The 18,662-nt window shown below is 70.2% G+C and carries 12 protein-coding genes and 1 pseudogene; 6 read left to right on the plus strand and 7 right to left on the minus strand.

The window, feature by feature from the left end; genetic code table 11:
• The 4 genes and pseudogenes from ACIBBB_RS35260 to ACIBBB_RS35275 form a co-directional block, all read left to right on the plus strand.
• Nucleotides 1-262, plus strand: a pseudogene (locus tag ACIBBB_RS35260) (hypothetical protein); the annotation flags it as partial.
• A 3-nt stretch (nucleotides 263-265) separates the two neighbouring features.
• On the plus strand, nucleotides 266-1,603 hold the full coding sequence (locus ACIBBB_RS35265; protein WP_398989400.1) for an FtsX-like permease family protein: 1,338 nt from the start codon (nucleotides 266-268) through the stop codon (nucleotides 1,601-1,603).
• Between the two features lie 298 nt (nucleotides 1,604-1,901).
• Complete coding sequence (locus tag ACIBBB_RS35270; RefSeq protein ID WP_398989403.1) at nucleotides 1,902-4,520, plus strand: bifunctional FO biosynthesis protein CofGH; 2,619 nt, start codon at nucleotides 1,902-1,904, stop codon at nucleotides 4,518-4,520.
• 117 nt (nucleotides 4,521-4,637) lie between these two features.
• Nucleotides 4,638-5,753: an ADP-ribosylglycohydrolase family protein gene (locus ACIBBB_RS35275; RefSeq protein ID WP_398989405.1), complete on the plus strand. Its 1,116-nt coding sequence runs from the start codon at nucleotides 4,638-4,640 to the stop codon at nucleotides 5,751-5,753.
• A gap of 218 nt (nucleotides 5,754-5,971) precedes the next feature.
• Here ACIBBB_RS35275 and ACIBBB_RS35280 read toward each other — a convergent pair whose 3' ends face one another.
• From ACIBBB_RS35280 to ACIBBB_RS35295, 4 genes are all read right to left on the minus strand, one after another.
• On the minus strand, nucleotides 5,972-7,555 hold the full coding sequence (locus ACIBBB_RS35280; protein WP_398989407.1) for a sodium:solute symporter family protein: 1,584 nt from the start codon (nucleotides 7,553-7,555) through the stop codon (nucleotides 5,972-5,974).
• A gap of 416 nt (nucleotides 7,556-7,971) precedes the next feature.
• Nucleotides 7,972-8,181, minus strand: coding sequence for a DUF397 domain-containing protein (locus ACIBBB_RS35285; protein WP_398989409.1), 210 nt, complete (start codon nucleotides 8,179-8,181; stop codon nucleotides 7,972-7,974).
• Nucleotides 8,182-8,365: 184 nt separating this feature from the next.
• Nucleotides 8,366-9,223, minus strand: coding sequence for a helix-turn-helix domain-containing protein (locus tag ACIBBB_RS35290; RefSeq protein WP_398989411.1), 858 nt, complete (start codon nucleotides 9,221-9,223; stop codon nucleotides 8,366-8,368).
• A 328-nt stretch (nucleotides 9,224-9,551) separates the two neighbouring features.
• The gene (locus ACIBBB_RS35295) at nucleotides 9,552-10,271 is read right to left on the minus strand and encodes a GPP34 family phosphoprotein (RefSeq protein WP_189109787.1); all 720 of its coding nucleotides are present in this window, start codon (nucleotides 10,269-10,271) and stop codon (nucleotides 9,552-9,554) included.
• Between the two features lie 201 nt (nucleotides 10,272-10,472).
• On the opposite strand from ACIBBB_RS35295, the gene ACIBBB_RS35300 reads away from it, so the two are divergent.
• Nucleotides 10,473-13,031, plus strand: coding sequence for a D-alanyl-D-alanine carboxypeptidase (locus ACIBBB_RS35300; RefSeq protein WP_398989414.1), 2,559 nt, complete (start codon nucleotides 10,473-10,475; stop codon nucleotides 13,029-13,031).
• A 199-nt stretch (nucleotides 13,032-13,230) separates the two neighbouring features.
• Entirely contained in the window at nucleotides 13,231-15,081 is a 1,851-nt protein-coding gene (locus tag ACIBBB_RS35305; protein WP_398989416.1) for an MFS transporter, read from the plus strand.
• 91 nt (nucleotides 15,082-15,172) lie between these two features.
• Here ACIBBB_RS35305 and ACIBBB_RS35310 read toward each other — a convergent pair whose 3' ends face one another.
• From ACIBBB_RS35310 to pgsB, 3 genes are all read right to left on the minus strand, one after another.
• Nucleotides 15,173-16,255, minus strand: coding sequence for a C40 family peptidase (locus ACIBBB_RS35310; RefSeq protein WP_398989418.1), 1,083 nt, complete (start codon nucleotides 16,253-16,255; stop codon nucleotides 15,173-15,175).
• 137 nt (nucleotides 16,256-16,392) lie between these two features.
• Nucleotides 16,393-16,875, minus strand: coding sequence for a poly-gamma-glutamate biosynthesis protein PgsC/CapC (locus ACIBBB_RS35315; protein ID WP_398989420.1), 483 nt, complete (start codon nucleotides 16,873-16,875; stop codon nucleotides 16,393-16,395).
• The gene (gene pgsB, locus ACIBBB_RS35320; protein ID WP_398989422.1) at nucleotides 16,872-18,659 is read right to left on the minus strand and encodes a poly-gamma-glutamate synthase PgsB; all 1,788 of its coding nucleotides are present in this window, start codon (nucleotides 18,657-18,659) and stop codon (nucleotides 16,872-16,874) included. Before pgsB ends, ACIBBB_RS35315 begins: the two co-directional genes overlap by 4 nt.
• Nucleotides 18,660-18,662 lie beyond the last annotated feature (3 nt).

Consider the following 18,662-nt stretch of genomic DNA (forward strand, 5'->3'; position numbering starts at 1 on the left):
CAGCGCACGCGGCGTGCTGCGGCTGCTCCAGGAGACCGTACGGATCCACGGCCGCACCGTCGTCATGGTCACCCACGACCCGGTCGCCGCCTCCTTCGCGGACTCCGTGATCTTCCTCGCCGACGGCCGTCTGGCCGGGCAGATCGACCGGCCGACCGTCGACGCCGTCGCCGAGCGCCTCGCGCATCTCGGAGACACCGTCAACCAGCCGGGCACCAGCTCCGCCGCCCAGTTCGCCGGCAACGCGTTCGCGGGGGTCTGACACATGTTCACTCTCGCCATGAGCTCCATCCGCCGGCGCCCCGGGCGCTTCATCGCCACCCTGCTCTCCACCTTCCTGGGCGCGGCGGTCATCATGACCTTCAGCTCGATGCACGACACGGCCGCGACACCGGGCATCGACAGTCTCAGCAAGGAGTCCATCACCACCGCCGCGAACGTGGTCGGCGGCTACGGCGCCCTCCTCGTCTTCTTCGCGATCGCCTCCACCCTCACCGTCAACGTCCGCCAGCGCCGCGAGGAGATCTCGCTGCTCCGCCGGAGCGGGGCGACTCCCGCGCAGATCAAGCGGATGGTGGTCTTCGAGGCCGCCGTGGTGGGGATCGTCGGAACGCTGCTGGCCGTGGTGCCCGCGATGATCGGCGGCGAGCAGCTGCTCAACGTCTTCAAGGACACCGACCAGGTGGCCGCCGGTGTGGACCACGTCTTCGGTCCGATCGCGCTGGCCTTCGGTGCGACCGTCACCCTGCTGACGTCCGTCGGCGCCGCGTTCCTCGCGGTCCGCCGGGCGACCAGGGAAGCGGCAGGCGGCCGCAAGCCCCGCGGCCGGGCGAAGACCTTCGCCGGAGTCGCCGCCCTGCTCCTGGGCGCCGGCACCGTCGGCTCCACCTTCGCCATGGACAAGACGGACGTCGCGCTGATGGCCGCCCCCGGCTACGGTGCCATCCTGCTCGCCGCGGGCTTCGCGATCCTCTCGCCCGCACTGCTGCGGATCCTGCTCGGCGCCCTGGCCAAGCCGCTGACCCTGGTCTTCGGCGCCAGCGGTTACCTGACCATCCACAACATGCGGCAGCGCGCCGCGCAGCTCTCCAGCGTGCTCATGCCGCTCATCCTCTTCATCAGCATCGCCACGGCCATCTTCTACATGCAGGTCATCGAGAACGACGCGGCCGAGGCCGCCGGTCTCACCCGGTCCGGCGAGGACATGAGCGTCCAGACCCTCAACTTCGTGATCGCCGGCATCATCGTGATCTTCGCCTGCATCATGCTGGTCAACAGCCTCTACGCGGCGACCACTTACCGCACCAGGGAGTTCGGCCAGCAGCGTCTCACCGGCGCCACGCCGGGTCAGGTCCTGGGCATGATCAGTCTCGAATCGCTCATCCTGACGGTCTTCGGAGTCTTCTTCGCGACGCTGTCGGCGATCGCCGGGATCGTCTCCTTCAGCATCGTCCGCACCGACACCGCCGTCCCGGACCAGAGCCTCGGGATCTGGCTGGCCGTCGTGGGCATCGGAGCCGTCGCGACGATCGTCACCAGCGTGGGTACCGCCTACCGCGGCCTGCGCACCCCGGCTGTCGAGGCGGTGGCACTGGCCGCCTGAGATGACGCACCGGACAGCACCACACCGACAGGAAAAGCCGCCGAGGGGCAGTCGCACACAGCGACTGCCCCTCCGGGCTTTTCCGCGGGCCCTTTTCCGCGGGACGCTTTTCCGCGGGACTCGGTCGCCCTACTCGGGGCCGTACGCGCAGGGCGACACGACCGAGCCGTCCAGGTCCTTGAAGTCCTTGGCGTCGTTCATATGACCGAAGTTATTCCCGGACACCCGAATGTGGGCATCCGCTCACCTACTCATCTCCGCCCCGGAATCGTCGGACCCCGCTCGTATGCTCGGAGATATGACGACGAGCGCCACGTCCCCCTCCGGCTCCCCCTCCGCCCCCACCGCCAACTCCATGCGCCGTGCCCTCAAACGTGCCAGGGACGGTGTCGCGCTCGACGTCGGCGAGGCCGCCGTCCTGCTCCAGGCGCGCGGCGACGACCTGAATGACCTGGCCGCCTCGGCCGCGCGGGTCCGCGACGCCGGGCTCGAAGCCGTCGGGCGGCCCGGGATCATCACGTACTCCCGCAAGGTCTTCATCCCGCTGACCCGCCTCTGCCGCGACAAGTGCCACTACTGCACCTTCGTCACCGTCCCCGGCAAACTCCGCCGCGCCGGCCACGGCATGTATCTGTCGCCCGACGAAGTCCTGGCCATCGCCCGTGAGGGCGCCGAGATGGGCTGCAAGGAAGCGCTGTTCACACTCGGCGACCGGCCCGAGGACCGCTGGCCCGAGGCGAAGGCGTGGCTGGAGGCGGAGGGTTACGACGACACCCTCGCCTACGTACGGGCCATGGCCATCCGCGTCCTGGAGGAGACCGGGCTCCTCCCGCACCTCAACCCCGGCGTGCTCGGCTGGACCGACTTCCAGCGGCTCAAGCCCGTCGCGCCCAGCATGGGCATGATGCTGGAGACCACCGCCACCCGGCTCTGGTCCGAGCCCGGCGGCCCGCACCACGGCTCGCCGGACAAGGAGCCCGCCGTACGGCTGCGGGTGCTCGAAGACGCGGGCCGGTCCAACGTCCCCTTCACCACCGGCATCCTGATCGGCATCGGCGAGGATTACGAGGAGCGCGCCGACTCCCTCTTCGAACTGCGCCGCACCGCCCGCGCCTACCACGGCATCCAGGAAGTCATCGTCCAGAACTTCCGGGCCAAGCCCGACACCGCGATGCGCGCCATGCCCGACGCCGAGTTGGAGGAGCTGGCCGCGACGATCGCCGTCGCCCGACATCTCCTCGGCCCGGCGGCCCGGATCCAGGCCCCGCCCAATCTCGTGGACGAGGAGTACGCGCTCCTCATCGACGCCGGCATCGACGACTGGGGCGGCGTCTCCCCGCTCACCCCCGACCATGTGAACCCCGAGCGCCCCTGGCCGCACATCGATCAGCTGGCCGAGCGCACCGCCGCCGCCGGGTTCGAGCTGCGCGAACGGCTCACGATCTACCCCGAGTTCATCCAGCGCGGCGAGCCCTGGCTCGACCCGCGCGTGATGCCGCATGTGCGCGCGCTCGCCGACCCGGCGACCGGGCTCGCCCGCGAGGGCGTGAAGCCGGCCGGGCTGCCGTGGCAGGAGCCCGACGAGGGGTTCACCGCCACCGGCCGTACGGATCTGCACCGCACCATCGACACCGAGGGCCGCACCGGCGACCGGCGCGACGACTTCGACCATGTGTACGGCGACTGGGACGCGCTGCGGGAGGCCGCCGCGCCCGGCATGGTGCCCGAGCGCATCGACACCGACGTCAAGCAGGCGTTGAAGCAGGCCGCCGCCGACCCGACGAAGCTCACCGACGACGAGGCGCTCGCGCTGCTGCACGCCGACGGTCCCGCGCTCGACGCGCTGACCCGGATCGCCGACGAACTGCGCCGCGAGGTGGTCGGCGACGACGTCACGTACATCGTCACGCGCAACATCAACTTCACCAACGTCTGCTACACCGGCTGCCGTTTCTGCGCCTTCGCCCAGCGCCGTACGGACGCCGACGCGTACACCCTCTCCCTCGACCAGGTCGCCGACCGCGCCGCGCAGGCGTGGGACGTCGGCGCCGTCGAGGTGTGCATGCAGGGCGGCATCCACCCCGATCTGCCCGGCACGGCGTACTTCGACATCGCGCGCGCCGTCAAGGAGCGCGTGCCCGGCATGCATGTGCACGCCTTCTCGCCGATGGAGGTCGTCAACGGGGCGTCGCGCACCGGGATGTCGATCCGTGAATGGCTCACCGCCGCGAAGGAGGCCGGGCTCGACTCGATCCCGGGGACGGCCGCCGAGATCCTGGACGACGAGGTGCGCTGGATCCTCACCAAGGGCAAGCTGCCGACGGCGACATGGATCGAGGTCGTGGAGACCGCGCACTCGCTGGGCATCCGTTCCAGCTCCACGATGATGTACGGCCACGTCGACCAGCCCCGGCACTGGCTCGGGCACTTCCGCACCCTGGCCGGCATGCAGCGCAAGGCGCTGGAGGCGGGGCGCGAGGGCTTCACGGAATTCGTCACGCTGCCCTTCATCCACACCAACGCGCCCGTCTATCTGGCCGGCATCGCCCGCCCCGGCCCGACGACCCGCGACAACCGCGCGGTCATGGCGATGGCCCGGCTCCTCCTCCACCCGTACATCACCAACATCCAGACCAGCTGGGTGAAGCTCGGCACGGAAGGCGCCGCCGAGATGCTGCGCTCCGGCGCGAACGACCTGGGCGGCACGCTGATGGAGGAGACCATCTCCCGTATGGCGGGCTCCAGTTACGGCTCGTACCGCTCGGTCAAGGACCTGATCGCGATCGCCGAGGCCGCGGGCCGGCCGGCCAGGCCGCGGACCACGCTGTACGGGGAGGTGCCCGAGGAGCGCGTACGGGCGGCGACGGCGTCCGACGGGCACCTGCCGGAGCTGCTGCCGCTGCTGCCCGCGGAGTGACCGGGGGCCGGTGGCCGGGGACGAACCGGCCACCGGCCGCCCGTGCTCAACCGTCCGTTCCCGTTCGATTACAGTGCTGCGCCAGAGCGCGTTCCACGACTCGGGAGGGAGGGACGCGTGAGCAGGCCAGCCACCGCCATATGGGGCCGGGCGGAACAGCAGGACTTCCGCAGCCGCGTCCGTGGCTGCCTGCTCGGGGGAGCGATCGGCGACGCGCTGGGAGCGGGGGTCGACACACTGACCCTCGACGAGACCCGCACCGCGCACGGCGCCGAAGGCGTCACCGACTTCGCCCCCGCGTACGGCCGGCGCGGCGCGGTGGCCGCCGCCACCCAGCTGACCCTCTTCACCGTCGACGGCCTCATCCGCGCGCAGGTCCGGCGTGACACCGGCGCCTGGCACCCGCCGACCGACGTGCACCGCGCGTATCTGCGCTGGGCCGCCACCCAGAGCGACTGGGGACCCGACGAGCGCCGCAAGGACAACGGCTGGCTCGCGCAGGAGGAGTGGCTGTACGCGCGCCGGGACCCCGCGCGGCCCAGTCTGACCGGGCTGGCGGACGAGGTGATGGGGACCCTGGAGAAGCCCAAGAACCCGACCGCGCGCGACGCGGGCGCGCTGGTGCGCTCGGCGCCGTTCGGGCTGCTGGTCGGCTGGGAGCCGCAGTTGGTGTGCCAGTTGGCGGTCGAGTGCGCGGCGCAGACGCACGGCCATCCCACCGCATATCTGTCGGCCGGTGCCTTCGCCGTGATCGTGCACGGCGTGGCGCGCGGCGACGGCATCGACGCGGCTGTGCAGCGGGCCCTTGCGCTGCTGACCCAGCGGCCCGGCCACCAACCCGTCACCGACGCGCTGGGACAGGCGCTCGGAGCCGTACGGCAGGGGATCCCGACCCCGGGCCGCGTCGCGGTGCTCGGGGAGGGCCGGGCGGCGGAGGACTCGCTGGCGGTGGCCGTGTACTGCGCGCTGGTCGGCGAGGACGTACGCCACGGCCTGCGGCTGGCCGTCAACCACGACGGGCCGTCCTCGGCGACCGGGGCGCTCTGCGGCGCCCTGCTCGGCGCGATGCATGGGGAGACGGCGCTGCCGCCCGCGTGGCTGGCCGAGTTGGAGGGCCGCCCGACGCTCCTGGAGATCGCGGACGACTTCGCGATGGAAATGACGCAGGGCCCCGCACTGCACAGCCCGGCGGTCACGGCGTCGGCCTGGCTGACGCGGTACCCGCGGGGCTAGGGCCTGGGGCCGAGCCCGTTGGCAGGGCCGCGCCACTTGTGGCCCGCGCCTGTCCTCAATCGCCGGACGGGCCGCGATGCGGCCCGTCCGGCGTTCGAGGACACCTTCAACCGGCCGGGCGCATCTCAAGCCCGTCCGGTGATTGAGGACGAACCGGCCCACTGGCCGGGCCCGGTGACACAAGTCCGGGCCCGGCACCAGGCCGAGACGCGGACCCGTCAGCCGGAGGCGTCCTCGCGGCCGAGCAGCTTCGCGTCGCCCGACGTGGCGGGCGCCGGCACCGCGACCGCCGCCGCGAGTGCGTCAGAACCGTCGTCGTCGTTGTTGATCTTCTCCAGCACGGCGTCGCGCTCCGGGGTGTCCTCCGGCTTGATGAAGCCGATCAGGATGTAGAGGACGAGCGAGACGGCGAGCGGGATCGACACCTGGTACTGGAGCGGCACTCCGCCGTCCACGTTCCAGCTGATCGGGTAGTTGACCAGCCAGAAGGTGACCAGACCGACGCCCCAGCTGATCAGCGCGGCCGTGGGCCCGCTCTTGCGGAACCAGGGCAGCAGACCCAGCATCAGCGGGATCGCGATCGGCCCCATGAGTCCGGCGACCCACTTGATGACGACGGTGATGATGTCGCCGAAGAAGGGCGAGTTGACCTGCGTCGCGATGGCCATCGAGAGACCGAGGAAGAGCAGCGTCGTCCAGCGGGCGGCGAGCAGCCCGACCCGGGTGTCCCACTCCCGTGCCTTGCGGGACAAGGCGGGCATGATGTCGCGCGTCACGACCGCCGCGATGGCGTTCGCGTCCGAGGAGCACATGGCCATCGTGTGCGAGAAGAAGCCGACGATGACCAGGCCCAGCAGCCCGTGCGGCAGGAGCTGTTCGGCCATCAGCGCGTAGCTGTCGGCCGGTACGTCCGTGTCGATGAGGACCGGCGCGACCCACATCGGGAAGAACAGCACCAGCGGCCAGATCAGCCACAGTACGGCCGACAGGGCGCCGGAGCGCGTCGCGGACTTCGCGGAGTCGGTCGCCATGTAGCGCTGCGCCTGGTTCCACATGCCGCCGTTGTACTCGAAGGTCTTGATGAACAGATACGCGATCAGGAAGACCATCATGTACGGCCCGGCCAGCGGCTCGGTGTGGCCCTGGAGTTCGGGCTCGTCCCAGACGTTCCACAGGCTGCTGAACCCGCCCAGCTCCGCCAGGACGGCGACGAGCATCGCGATACCGGCGATGAACTGGATGATGAACTGGCCCAGTTCGGTCAGGGCGTCGGCCCACAGACCGCCGACGGTGCAGTAGACCGCGGTGACCGCGCCCGTGATCAGGATGCCCATGTTGAGCGAGACACCGGTGAAGACGGAGAGCAGGGTGGCGATCGCGGCCCACTTGGCACCGACGTCCACGATCTTCAGCAGCACCCCCGACCAGGCGAGCGCCTGCTGGGTCGGCAGGTTGTAGCGGTTCTTGAGGTATTCGAGCGGCGATGAGACATGCAGCCGCGAGCGCACCCGGTTGAGCCGGGGAGCGAAGAGCTTGGCCCCGATCGCGATGCCGATGGCGATGGGGAACGACCAGGTGACGTACGACGTGACGCCGTAGGTGTACGCGATGGCCGCGTATCCCGTGAACATCACCGCGCTGTAGCCGGACATGTGGTGCGAGATGCCGGAAAGCCACCACGGCATCTTGCCGCCGGCAGTGAAGTAGTCATGGACGTCGCCCACGCGCTTGTGGGACCAGACGCCGATCGCGACCATGACACCGAAGTATCCGATGAGCACGGTCCAGTCGAGACTGTTCATGTGCCCCCTCCAGGGGTCCGCCTTGTGAACGTGGGTGCGCTCCGCCAGTACGTCCGGTCAGCGGTGCCCCCGTGCGGGAGCGGGGACTTCGGGGATTGAACCGCTACTCGCGGCAGCGGGTCAAGGGTTCCGGCGGTCATAAATGTGAACACGGATCAGAAAGCCGAACGATTTTACCGGTTCTTGACCTTGCTAGGCGTTGTCGTGAACGTGACGGGAACCACACGATGGGCGGGCACTTCGTCAGATGCGGCAGGTAGCACGGCAACAACAGGAACGACCGCACGGGATGCGGGTCCCGTGCGGCCGAGAGGGAGTTCGTGTGAAGTGAGGGCATGGCCGAGCCCCCTCGGCCAGGACGGCGGACAGGTCGAGAGGGCTCAATTCCGTGCTGTGGTGCGGGTGGCGCGAAGGGCTCAGCCGAGGTCGAAAGCGCCCCGGTTCATCTCGTGTACGAAAGTGGTCCACGATCCCGGGACAAAGGTGATCGAGGGACCTTCCGGGGCCTTCGAGTCCCGTACGGCGATCGCCTGCACGACGGGAGACTTGACCTCGACGCATGCGCCGTTTCCGCCGGAGTACGAGGACTTGGTCCACGTGTCCGTAGCGCCCTGAAGAATTGCCATGTTCGGTTCGCTCCGATTCAGCAAGTGGTGTCAATACGCCAACTTCTTGCCGGCAAGATCGACGCTACTAGCCGGGATGGACGCGTGGGGCGGACGTTCACTCGACCGGATGGGATATCCCGGTGAACTCTTCCGATATGAGTCCACCGGGTGTATTCTGCCGCCCGCTCCTGCTCAACTGCCCTTAGCGGGCGTATCCCTTGGCGATGTCCGAGATGAACTCGCGGGTCTGATCCGCATTCAGCGCCTGCGCGCGAAGGTGTTCGTACATCACGCTGTACTTCTGGACGTCGTTGGCCTTCTCCAGATAAAGATCACTCGTGACGCCCTCGATGTACACCACGCTCGAATCCGTGGCGTCGGGGAATTCAAGAATCGCGTAATGCCCGCTGATACCCGGATGGGCGCCCATCTCGAACGGCAGCACCTGCACGGTGACATGGGGGAGCTGCGACAGCTCGACCAGGAACTCCAGCTGCTCACGCATCAGATGTTTGCCGCCGACCACGCGGCGCAGCGCCGACTCGTCGATCACGGCCCACAGACGCAGCGGCTGCTCGGGCGCGTTGACCCGCTCCTGGCGGCGCACCCGTACGCTGACGCGCTTCTCGACGTCCGCCGGCGAGGTCTCCGGGAGCGCGCCGGTGATCAGCGCCTCCGCGTAGCCCCGGGTCTGGAGCAGTCCGGGCACGACCTGCGGCTCGTACACACGCAGCGAGGCCGCGTCCGTCTCCAGACCGATGTAGACGCTGTACGGGATATCCCCGAAGGCGTGCCACCAGCCCTGCTGGCGGGAGTCCTTGGCCATTTGCATGAGCGACTCGACAATGCGGTTGTCCTCGACCTCGTACACACCGCACAGGTCGCGGACATCGCGCTGACTGATGGAACGGCGACCGTTCTCAAGACGGCTGATCTTCGACTGGGAAACCAGCAGGCGCTCCGCCACCTCCTCGGCCGTCATGCCTTTGACCTCGCGGAGCCGGCGCAGCTCCTGGCCCAATCGGCGTCGCCTGACGGTGGGATTGACACTGGACGCCACGGAAACGGCACCTCCTGCTGAGTAACTGCGTAGCTCTATGTGTCTACGTCTCAGCAGACTGCCACCGATAGGGTCAACTGCGCTGGAAAACAGGCACAGAGAAGAAAGCACGGGCGGTGAGTGGACACGCCGCCGCCGGACCTGTATCCGGGCGCGCGACGCGCGGGGGCAGCCGGTTGTACGGCTGGACCCCGCGCGCCTCTTGCGGCTCCCGAACCGGGTCTCTGGGGACGTCGGCGCGGCGGATTCGGATACCCGCGTGCTGTCGTGTCCGTGCTCTCTCGGTGCTCTGTTGGTGCTGTTGGTGCTGTTGGTGCTGTTGGTGCTTTCAGTGCGCCGCGACGCGGGCCATGCCGCCGCGCTGCGGTTGCATCGGTACGGCCGGCGGTCGGCCTCCCGGTGCGGGGTTACGGCGTGGCTGAGCGGCCACACCGTTCTGGACGTCCATCACGGCATGCGCCACGAGACCGCCCATGGGGTCGTGTCTGATCAGATCCCGGAGCCGGGAGCGCGACGAGCGCCCCTCGTTACCGGGGTACAGGTGCTTGCCAAGTCCGACCGCGTGGGCCAGTGCGGCGAGCGCCGCGGTCCGCGGGTCCGGCGGTACGCCGGTGCGGATCGCACTGTCCAGCCGTGACCTGATGTCGCGGCTGATCGCCGTCTCCGTCGCCTGGTAGCGAGTCGTCGGCAGCACTCCGCACATCTGGCCCGCAACGGCATGAACCATGCCGCACCGCTCCAGATGCGAGAGGTAAATCTGACGGAGCCCCAATCGGGGCCCGCCGATCCAGTGAACTGCGCGAACCGGACTGCCACGTCTGCGCAGCAGTTCCAGCGCGGAGTCCAGAGTCGGATCTCCGGTCGGCCGTGGCATCACCACGGCGATACGATCCCCGTCAGGGGCTATCCGTCCTGCCAGAGCCAGCTCTACTAGCTGTGCTCCGGCCAGGCCGAGGTCGAGCGACTGCGGCTGCGCTGTGGTACCCGTGGCCGGGTCCAGAGCGAGCAGCAGAAGCTCCTCCGGAATTGTTCTGCGGCTCCTGCCCATCCATGCCTCCCCGCGTGGATGAATGACAGGGTGACCCCTCTCACATTGGTCTGTCGAGAGTGCCTGGTCGCTTTGTACGGGAACCGTTATGTATGTCGTTCTCGTCTTGCGCTTGGGCTGTGGTTTCACACAGGACACTGATAATCGGTTCGGAGAGTGCGGCGGAGCGTGCGAAGCGCCGCACACGCATGAGGAGGCACGGTGGCGGGCGAGTCCCCCGACAAGTCGGAGCAGCGGAAGTCGTCGGGGGAGGCGGCTCAGGAACCGGACCCGAGGTTCGCGGTCTTCCGGGAGTCGGCCGCCGCCCGGGAGGCGGATGCGGATGCCACTGCCGGGGAGGCGGAGGGCGGCGCCGACACGGACAAGGACGCGACGCCGGGGACGGACGGTTCCGCGGTGGACACGGCTGAGCCCTCTGCCGACCGCGGGACGGCCGTTTTCACGGTCCGGGGTGAGCGGGGGCCCTCTGGGGCTCCTGAGGCCGCTGGGGCGCGTGTGACGGCTCCTGAGGTGCCTTCGGCGCCGGAGGCGGGACGGCCGGAAGCGGTGTCGGTCGCCTCCGAGCCGGAGGGCGAAGCCACCCCGGCGGGGCCGGAGATGCCGGGTGGCGCGGCGGCTGCCGTGCCGGAGGCGGCGGATTCGGGCGAGGTCGGTGTCGACCGGAGGACGGCCGTCTTCAAGGCGGTTGAGCCCGAACCGGAATCCACGGGCGGACCGAAGTCCGGGGCCCCTGCGGCCACTTCCGAGCCGGAAGCCGCAAAGCGGGGCGGCGCGGCGCCTGCCGCGCCGGTGGCTGACGCCACGACCGGCAAGCCGGAGGCCGACCGGGGCGCAGGCGGCGCCGCAAAGCCCGCAGCCGCGCCTCCCGTGCCGAAGCCCGACGCCACGGCTGCCCGGCCCGGGGACGCTCCCGCCGTACAGGCGGGCGGGTCCGGGCCGACGACGCGAGGCAGCGAGGGGTCTACCGCGCCGAAGGCGAGGCCGGAGCCGGTGGCCGACGCCACGACCGGCAAGCCGGAAACCGGCCCGGCCGCCAAGCCCGCAGCCGAGCGGGACGGTGGTGGCGCCGCGAGGCCCGGTGCCGCTTCCGCCGCGTCAGCGGGCGGGTCCGGGCCGACGCCCTACCCCACGGCCTCCAAGGCCGAAGCCGGCCCGGCCGCCCGGCCCGCAGCCGAGCGGGACGGTGGCGCCCGGACCGGGGCCGACGGTGACGACGAACCCGGTGTCGACCGGAAGACCGCCGTCTTCAAGGCCGTCAAGCGGCCCGGGGTTGATCAGCCCACCGCCATGCTCAAGCTTCCGCCGCAGCCCCCGGCCGCGACCCCGCCGGCGGTCTCGCCCGAGCTTCCCGCCGAGCGCACCAGCAAATTCGTGCCCCTTCGGGCGGACGACGTGCGGGTGCCCGCGAAGCCCGCCGGGGCGCCCTCCGGGCAGGCTGTCGCGGAGGCCGAGCGGACCCGGCAGCAGCCCATGCCGCCGCTGCCGCCGCTCGATCTGCTCGCCGAGCTGACCAACAAGCCCGCGCCGCCCGAGACCCCCACCCGTACCGTCGTCCGGCGGGTCAAGATCTGGACGCCGCTGCTCGTACTCGTACTGATCGTCTTTGCGGTCGTACAGGCCGTGCGCCCGCTCCCGGCGCCCTCGCTGAACCTGACCACGAAGTCCACGTACACCTTCGAGGGCGACAAGCCCGCGCTGCCGTGGCCCGGCGAGGGACAGGGCTTCATGGCGGCGACCGGGCTCGGCACGGTCGACTCGTTCGGTGAGCAGAAGGCCGTGCCCATCGGCAGCGTCGCCAAGGCGATGACCGCGTACGTCGTCCTCCAGGACCACCCGCTGAAGAAGGGCGCCAAGGGCCCGTCCATCAAGGTCGACGCCAAGGCCGAGGAGGACGGCGGGCTCGACGCGCAGGGTGAGTCGACCCTCAACACCGTGAAGGAGGGCGACACCCTCACCCAGCACGACGCGCTGGCCGCCCTCATGATCCCGTCCGCGAACAACATCGCGCGGCTGCTGGCCCGTTGGGACGCGAACGGCTCCGAGGAGGCGTTCGTCAAGAAGATGAACGACACCGCCGCGGAGCTCGGCATGAAGAACACCGAGTACACCGACCCGTCCGGCCTGGACGCGACGACCGTGAGCTCCGCCGAGGACCAGGTGAAGCTCGGCCAGAAGCTCGTCGAGATCGAGGCGCTGATGGACATCACCAAGCTGCCCGAGTGGACGGACCCGTCGGGCAAGAGCTGGCGGAACTACAACACCCTCGTCCCGTACGACGGCGCCCTCGGCATCAAGACCGGCTCCACCACCAAGGCGGGCGGCAATCTCCTCTTCGCCGCGCACCAGATGGTCGGCGACACCGACCAGTTGATCGTCGGGGCGGTCCTCGGCCAGCACAAGTCGCCCATCATCGACACCGTCAACGCGGTGAGCAAGGGCGTCATGCTCGCGACGCAGGACGAGTTGGAGGGCGCGACGATAGTGAAGAAGGGCGCGGTCGTCGGCGAGGTCGACAACGGCATGGGCACGACGACGCCCGTCGTGGCCACCGAGGACGTGAAGGCCGTCGGCTGGTCGGGCCTCACCGTCAAGCTCGAACTGACCGACGGCGGCGAGGTGCCGCCGCACGCCGCCGCCGCCGGAACCCACATCGGCACGCTCACCGTGGGTGAGGGCAAGAGCCAGGTCGAGGTGGCCGTCGCCCTCCAGAGCGACGTTTCCGAGCCGTCGTTCACCGACAAGCTGACGCGGGTGAGCTGACTCGGTCGGCCGATTCCGTCCACGACCGCACGGGAGGGCGCCGGAACCGGCGCCCTCCCCGCCCCCGGACGCGTGCTAGCGTCCGAGAAAGGGCAGCCAGGCAACTCAGGACGCGGGGACGGCGTCCTTACACCTCCAGGGCCGGACAGACCTCGGAGGGCCGGCACACCGGGCTGACGGTGAGACGGGGAGAGTCGCAGTGACCACCGCTGAGCCGACGCGCGCCGACGGCAACTCCACCACGCCCCCAGGGGCGGCGGGGAAGAAACCCGACGGCAGTGCCACCGGGCAGGCGGCCCCCGACGCGCCTCCTGAGCCCGCCCCCACGCCCGCCAAGGACCTGCGCAGCCGCGTGCTCCGCCACCCCGTCCTGCTCACCGGCACGGTCGCCGGGGTCGTGCACATCCTCTGGTTCTTCTTCTTCGCGAACAGCGGCGGCGACATCGCCGCGCAGGACGCCTGGGCCGAGTTCGTCGGCCGCCACCCGGACTCCGCGTACAACCTCGCCTGGTACGGCGGGATGCACCCCGTCTCGTACAGCGTCGTCTCGCCCTACCTGATGTCGCTGCTCGGCGTCCGTACGACCATGATGATCGTCGGGACCGTCTCGGCCGCGCTGACCTCGCTGATCCTCTACCGCGTCAAGGCTGTCCGGAATCCGCTCGCGTGCTCCTTCGCCGGCGTCTTCGCCTTCCTCTGCAACGCGCTCTCCGGCCGCGTGACCTTCGGTCTCGGCACGATGTTCGCGCTCGGCGCCGTCGCCGCCGTCTTCTGCTGGCCCTACCGCTGGCGCTACAAGCGCTGGGCCAAGGCCGTGGTCGCCGCGCCGCTCGCCGGCCTCGCCACGGCGGCGAGCCCGGTGGCCGGGCTCTTCCTCGGAGTGGTCGCCGCCGCGCTCTTCCTCAACAAACGTCGTCCGGGGGCGTACGCGGTCGGCCTCGCCCCGGTCGCGGTCGTCGCCCTCTCCGCCTGGCTCTTCCCGTTCTCCGGCACCCAGCCGATGTCGCTCGGGACCGCGTCGCTGCCCTTCCTCTTCTCCTTCGTCGCCTTCTTCCTGGTGCCGCGCGACTGGCACACCGTCCGCACCGCGGCCGCCGTCTACGGCCTCGGGACGCTGCTGACCTGGGCGATCGATTCACAGATCGGCTCCAACGTGTCGCGGCTGGCGATGATCGTCGGCGGTGTGGTGCTGCTCGCCGCCCTGCCGTACACGGCGCCGCGCTCACGCAAGTGGTACGCGCTGCTCCTCGCCTTCGCCGCGCTCAACTTCTGGATCGGCTTCAAGGGCGTCGACGACATCATCCGTACCGCGCCCACCGCGTCCTGGACCCGGGAACTGGCACCGCTGGTGAACGAGTTGCAGGAGGTCGGCGCCGAGCGCGGCCGGGTGGAGGTCGTCCCGGCCAGCAGCCACCGCGAGGCCTCCGCGCTCGCGCCGTACGTCAATCTGGCCCGCGGCTGGAACCGGCAGGCCGACATGGAGCGCAACCCGCTCTTCTACGACGACAGCCTCACCGACGACACCTACCGCGCCTGGCTGGACCGCTGGGCCGTCCGCTACGTGGTGCTGCCCAAGGGCCGGCCCGACAACGGCGGGGACCAGGAGGCGGAGCTCGTACAGCGGGGCCTGCCCTATCTGAACCACCTGTGGGGCGACGCCAACTGGCAGCTCTACGAGGTCCAGGACCCGATGCCGCTGGCCGACCCGCCGGCGGACGTGCTGCGGGCGTCGGCCGACGAGCTGACCATAGAGGTGAAGTCCGCGGGGCGGGTGCTGATCCGTATCCCGTACTCGCGCTGGCTCGCCGTCGTGGACGAGAAGGGCGAGAGCCTGGACCGCCCGGAGGAGACGGAGGCGTCCAAGGCCGACGAGGACGGCCCGAAGACGTTCACCAACCCCAACGGCTGTCTGTTCCGGGCCGAGAAGAACACCGACGGCGACGAGTGGACGGAGCTGCTGGCCCCGCGCCCGGGGACGTACCGCGTCGCGGCGCCGTACCAGCTCCGTCCGGGCACGCCCTGCCCGGAGGAGCTGCGCGACGAGGGCTGACGTCGCCCGCCGCCCACAGCTCCCAGAGCCCGGCCCCGGGCCCAGAGCCCGGGCCCAGAGCCCGGCCCCGGGCCTCGCCGCCCTCGCCGCGTCAGAGCCGCTTCGCGCTGCGCAGCGTCTTCGCGTAGTAGCCGTTGCCGTCCAGGCGTGACGTGCCGCCCGTGTCGCCGATCGTCGGCCCGTTGACCTCTTCGCGGCTGGAGACGAACATCTGGTGGCCGTCGGTGTCGATGCCCATGTAGATCCCGACGTGGTCCAGCCGCTCCTTGGTCCGCGCGTCGAGCTTGAAGAAGACCAGGTCACCCGGCTGGAGAACGCTGATCGACTTCGGCCGCTCGAACGGCGCGCTCCCCGTCAGCTTGATGACATCCGTGCCGGTCCCCGAGCGCGCCATGCCGTTCGCGGTACGCGGCAGTCCGTCACCGGTCTTGTCGTCGGCCATCAGGGGGAACCGGCCCCGGTAACCGAAGACCGTCCGGATGAAGCCCGAGCAGTCGATGGAGCGGTAGCGCTTCTGCTCCGGCTGGTTGGTGGTGCCGTCGCGGAAGGTGTACGGAATGCCCAGGTAGTCGTAGAAGTCCGACTCTTCGAGCCGGTAGTCCGCGCCCACGCTGCCCTCGGGGTTGATCGGGCCGAAGTCCGCGTCACCCGCGTACGGGGTGCCCTCGCCGTCCTCCTTGACCGGGGCGCCCTCGACGTACTGGAAGGCGTACGCGAACAGGTCGTCCTCCTCGCTGCCGTAGAACTCCTCGAACCAGTCCTTGAACCACTGCTCCTTCTCGGCGTCCTTCTTCCACGGCTCGGGCATCAGCCGCACCCAGTTCTCGGTCACCACCCGCGACTGGGTACTCGTCGGCTCGGAGAACGTACGGCTCGGCCCGGTCAGCGTCGCGGTGCGGGCGCCGTCCGTGAAGGTCGCGAGCACGGCCCCCTTGCCGGAACGCAGCACCGAGCGGTCCGGGTTCTTCAGCCGCTCCCACTTCTGCTCGCCGTTCCGCGCGTCCCCGGCCGACGTCAGGTCCGGGGTGTCCGTGATCGCCTGGACGGCGGGCGCCTTCGCCTGTTCGTCCTTGCGCAGTTCGACGGTGAGATACGCGCTGCCGGCGAGCAGCGCGATGACGGTGGTCGCGTGCAGGAAACGGCGGGTGCCGCGTTTGTTGGCCTTGGCACTCATGAGAGGTCGCTCCGGAGGGTCCAGGAATCTCGGGCACGTGGGCGGTCCGAGGGGGTGTCTTGTCGATCAGGCCGGATGAGCGTGCGTGCCAGGGCTCGCGAGCCCGGCAAGATCGGGAAGACACCCCCTGAGGCCGCTCATGTGGTGGGCAGGGCGCCGAGCAGGATGCCGGCGGTGAGGACGACGTACGCCATGAGCGTGACCGTGCCTGTCGCGAGGATGGTCGCCCCCTTGGGCTGGCGGACGAGCTGGTACGCGATGAGGCCCGGCACGATGAAGCCGAGCGTCTGGTTCGCGTACAGCAGGGGGAACTCCAGCGACAGCACGATCATCACGGTCGCCTGGAGGAGCACACCGATGAGGACGACGGCGGAGAAGAGCCGCTTTCCGTAGAGGATCACGAAGCGCTGGACGAGGAGCGTGCTCACGTACGTCAGGACGGTCACACCGACGACCATGGCGGCGCGCTGGAGGTCCTCGACGAGGGTCAGCGCGAGCCAGCCCGGCGTGATCATGCCGCCGGGGGAGAGATTGGTCGTCAGGTAGCAGATCAGGGAGAACATCAGGCCCAGGCCGATGCCTATGGCGGCGATCTCGGGCGTGAGGACTGCGGGGATCAACGGGGTTCTCCAGGATTCTGCGGGGTCTGCGGCGGCTGCGGACTCTGGCCGTACGGGGGCTGCTGCGGGGCGTCGGTCTCACGTTCGTCCGCCGCGTCGGTCGGCATCCGTACCGGCTCGAAGGGGCCGCGGGGCCGGGCCGGCCGCTGGTAGCGCTGTTCGTAGGCCTCGGGGTAGGGCTGGAACGGGTCGATGTGCGGTGAGTAGCGGTGGAGCGCCAACGTGTCCTCGTGGCGCGGGTGCTGAGCGGCGTGCGGTGTGGCGTGCGGTGTGGCTTGCGGTGCAGCGGGGTCGGGCGTGGGGGCCGGTGATGTTCCGGCGGCGGGTGCGGCGGGGGAGGCCGGTGCACCCGGGGCGGGCGGTTGCGCGGTCAGCCGGGCCACCAGCTCGGTGCCCGGCTCGGCCGGCCGCCTGGAGGTCTGCACGGGGACGACCACCGGCAGCGCCGCCGTCGCGGCGGGGTCCCCGGCCGCGTCCGCCACCGGAGCCGACGGAGGAACGAAAGCGGGAGCGGGAACGGACGCCGGAACGGACGCCGGAGCGGACGCCGCGGCGCGAGCCGGGGCCGGCTCCTGGCCGGGGACCGGGTCCGGGTCCGGCGTCTCGTCCGCCGGCAGCTCCGCCAGGTGCTCCAGCAGCAGCTCGCCCTGGCCGTGGATGTTGCCGATCGCGACCAGCGACGAGTCGGGCCCGAGCTGCTCCAGCAGCTCGCGCATGAACTCCGCCGGGTCGCGCTTGTCACCGCCCAGGTCCACCGCGCGCGAGCGCCAGTCCGCCGGGATCGCGTCGATCGCGCTCTTCGCCGGGTGCCCGATGACGAACACCTGGTCCGGCTGGAGGTCGGGGACGATCTCGCCCATCTGGCCGTTGCGCTCGACGCGGTCGGGGCGGCAGTTGATGACGACGTTCAGCGGGCGGGCGATCGCGCCCAGGTCGAGCAGCTGGTTGATGTTCATCAGCGTCGACTCGGGGTCGTTCGCCGCGAAGACGTTCGCGAACCGCAGCCGCTTCCCGTCCGGCGTGAGATACCGCTCGACCGACAGGACACCCGGGTCCGGCGGGGCATCGTACATGCCCTGGAGAGCCGTCTCGCGCTCCACGCCCATCAGTTCGGCGACCTTCAGCGCGATCGACACGTTCTCCTTGAACGTGAACCAGCTGAAGCCGCGCAGCTCCTCGTCGCTGACCGTCTCCGGATCCGCGTAGATCAGCTTGCAGTTCCGCGCGTCGGCCTCCTCCTGGAGGATGTCGAAGCGCTCCTTCTCCGCCGTCACACAGATGCCGTTCTCCGGCATCGAGCGCGACAGCGAGCGCGCGACGTCGTCCAGCGTCGGCCCCATCTCGGCCAGATGGTCCTCACGGACGTTGCACAGCACGCCGATCGTGGAGCGGATCAGTTTCGACTGGTTGATCTCCTGGAGGGCCGGCATGACCGCCATGCACTCGATGACCAGCGCGTCCGGGTTGTACGCCGCCGCGCGCCGTACGATCCCGATCTGCTCCACCACGTTGGCGATGCCGAACTTCCGGTAGACCGGCTCCTCGGTGGCGTCCGGGTGGATGAAGCGCGCGGCCGTGCCGGTGGTCTTGGCGACCGTGACCAGGTCACCGCCGCGCAGCGCGCCCGCGCAGAGGCGGGTGATGGAGGACTTGCCGCGGATGCCGTTGACCAGCACCCGGGCGGGGATGCGGTTGAGGTTGGTGAAGTGGCGGCGCTGCTCGACGACGCCGGCGACCAGCAGGAACGCGCCGCACACCAGCAGCACGGTGTAGAGGAAGAGCACGGT

It is taken from the genome of Streptomyces sp. NPDC051217 (assembly GCF_044455465.1).
Classification (GTDB): Bacteria; Actinomycetota; Actinomycetes; order Streptomycetales; family Streptomycetaceae; genus Streptomyces.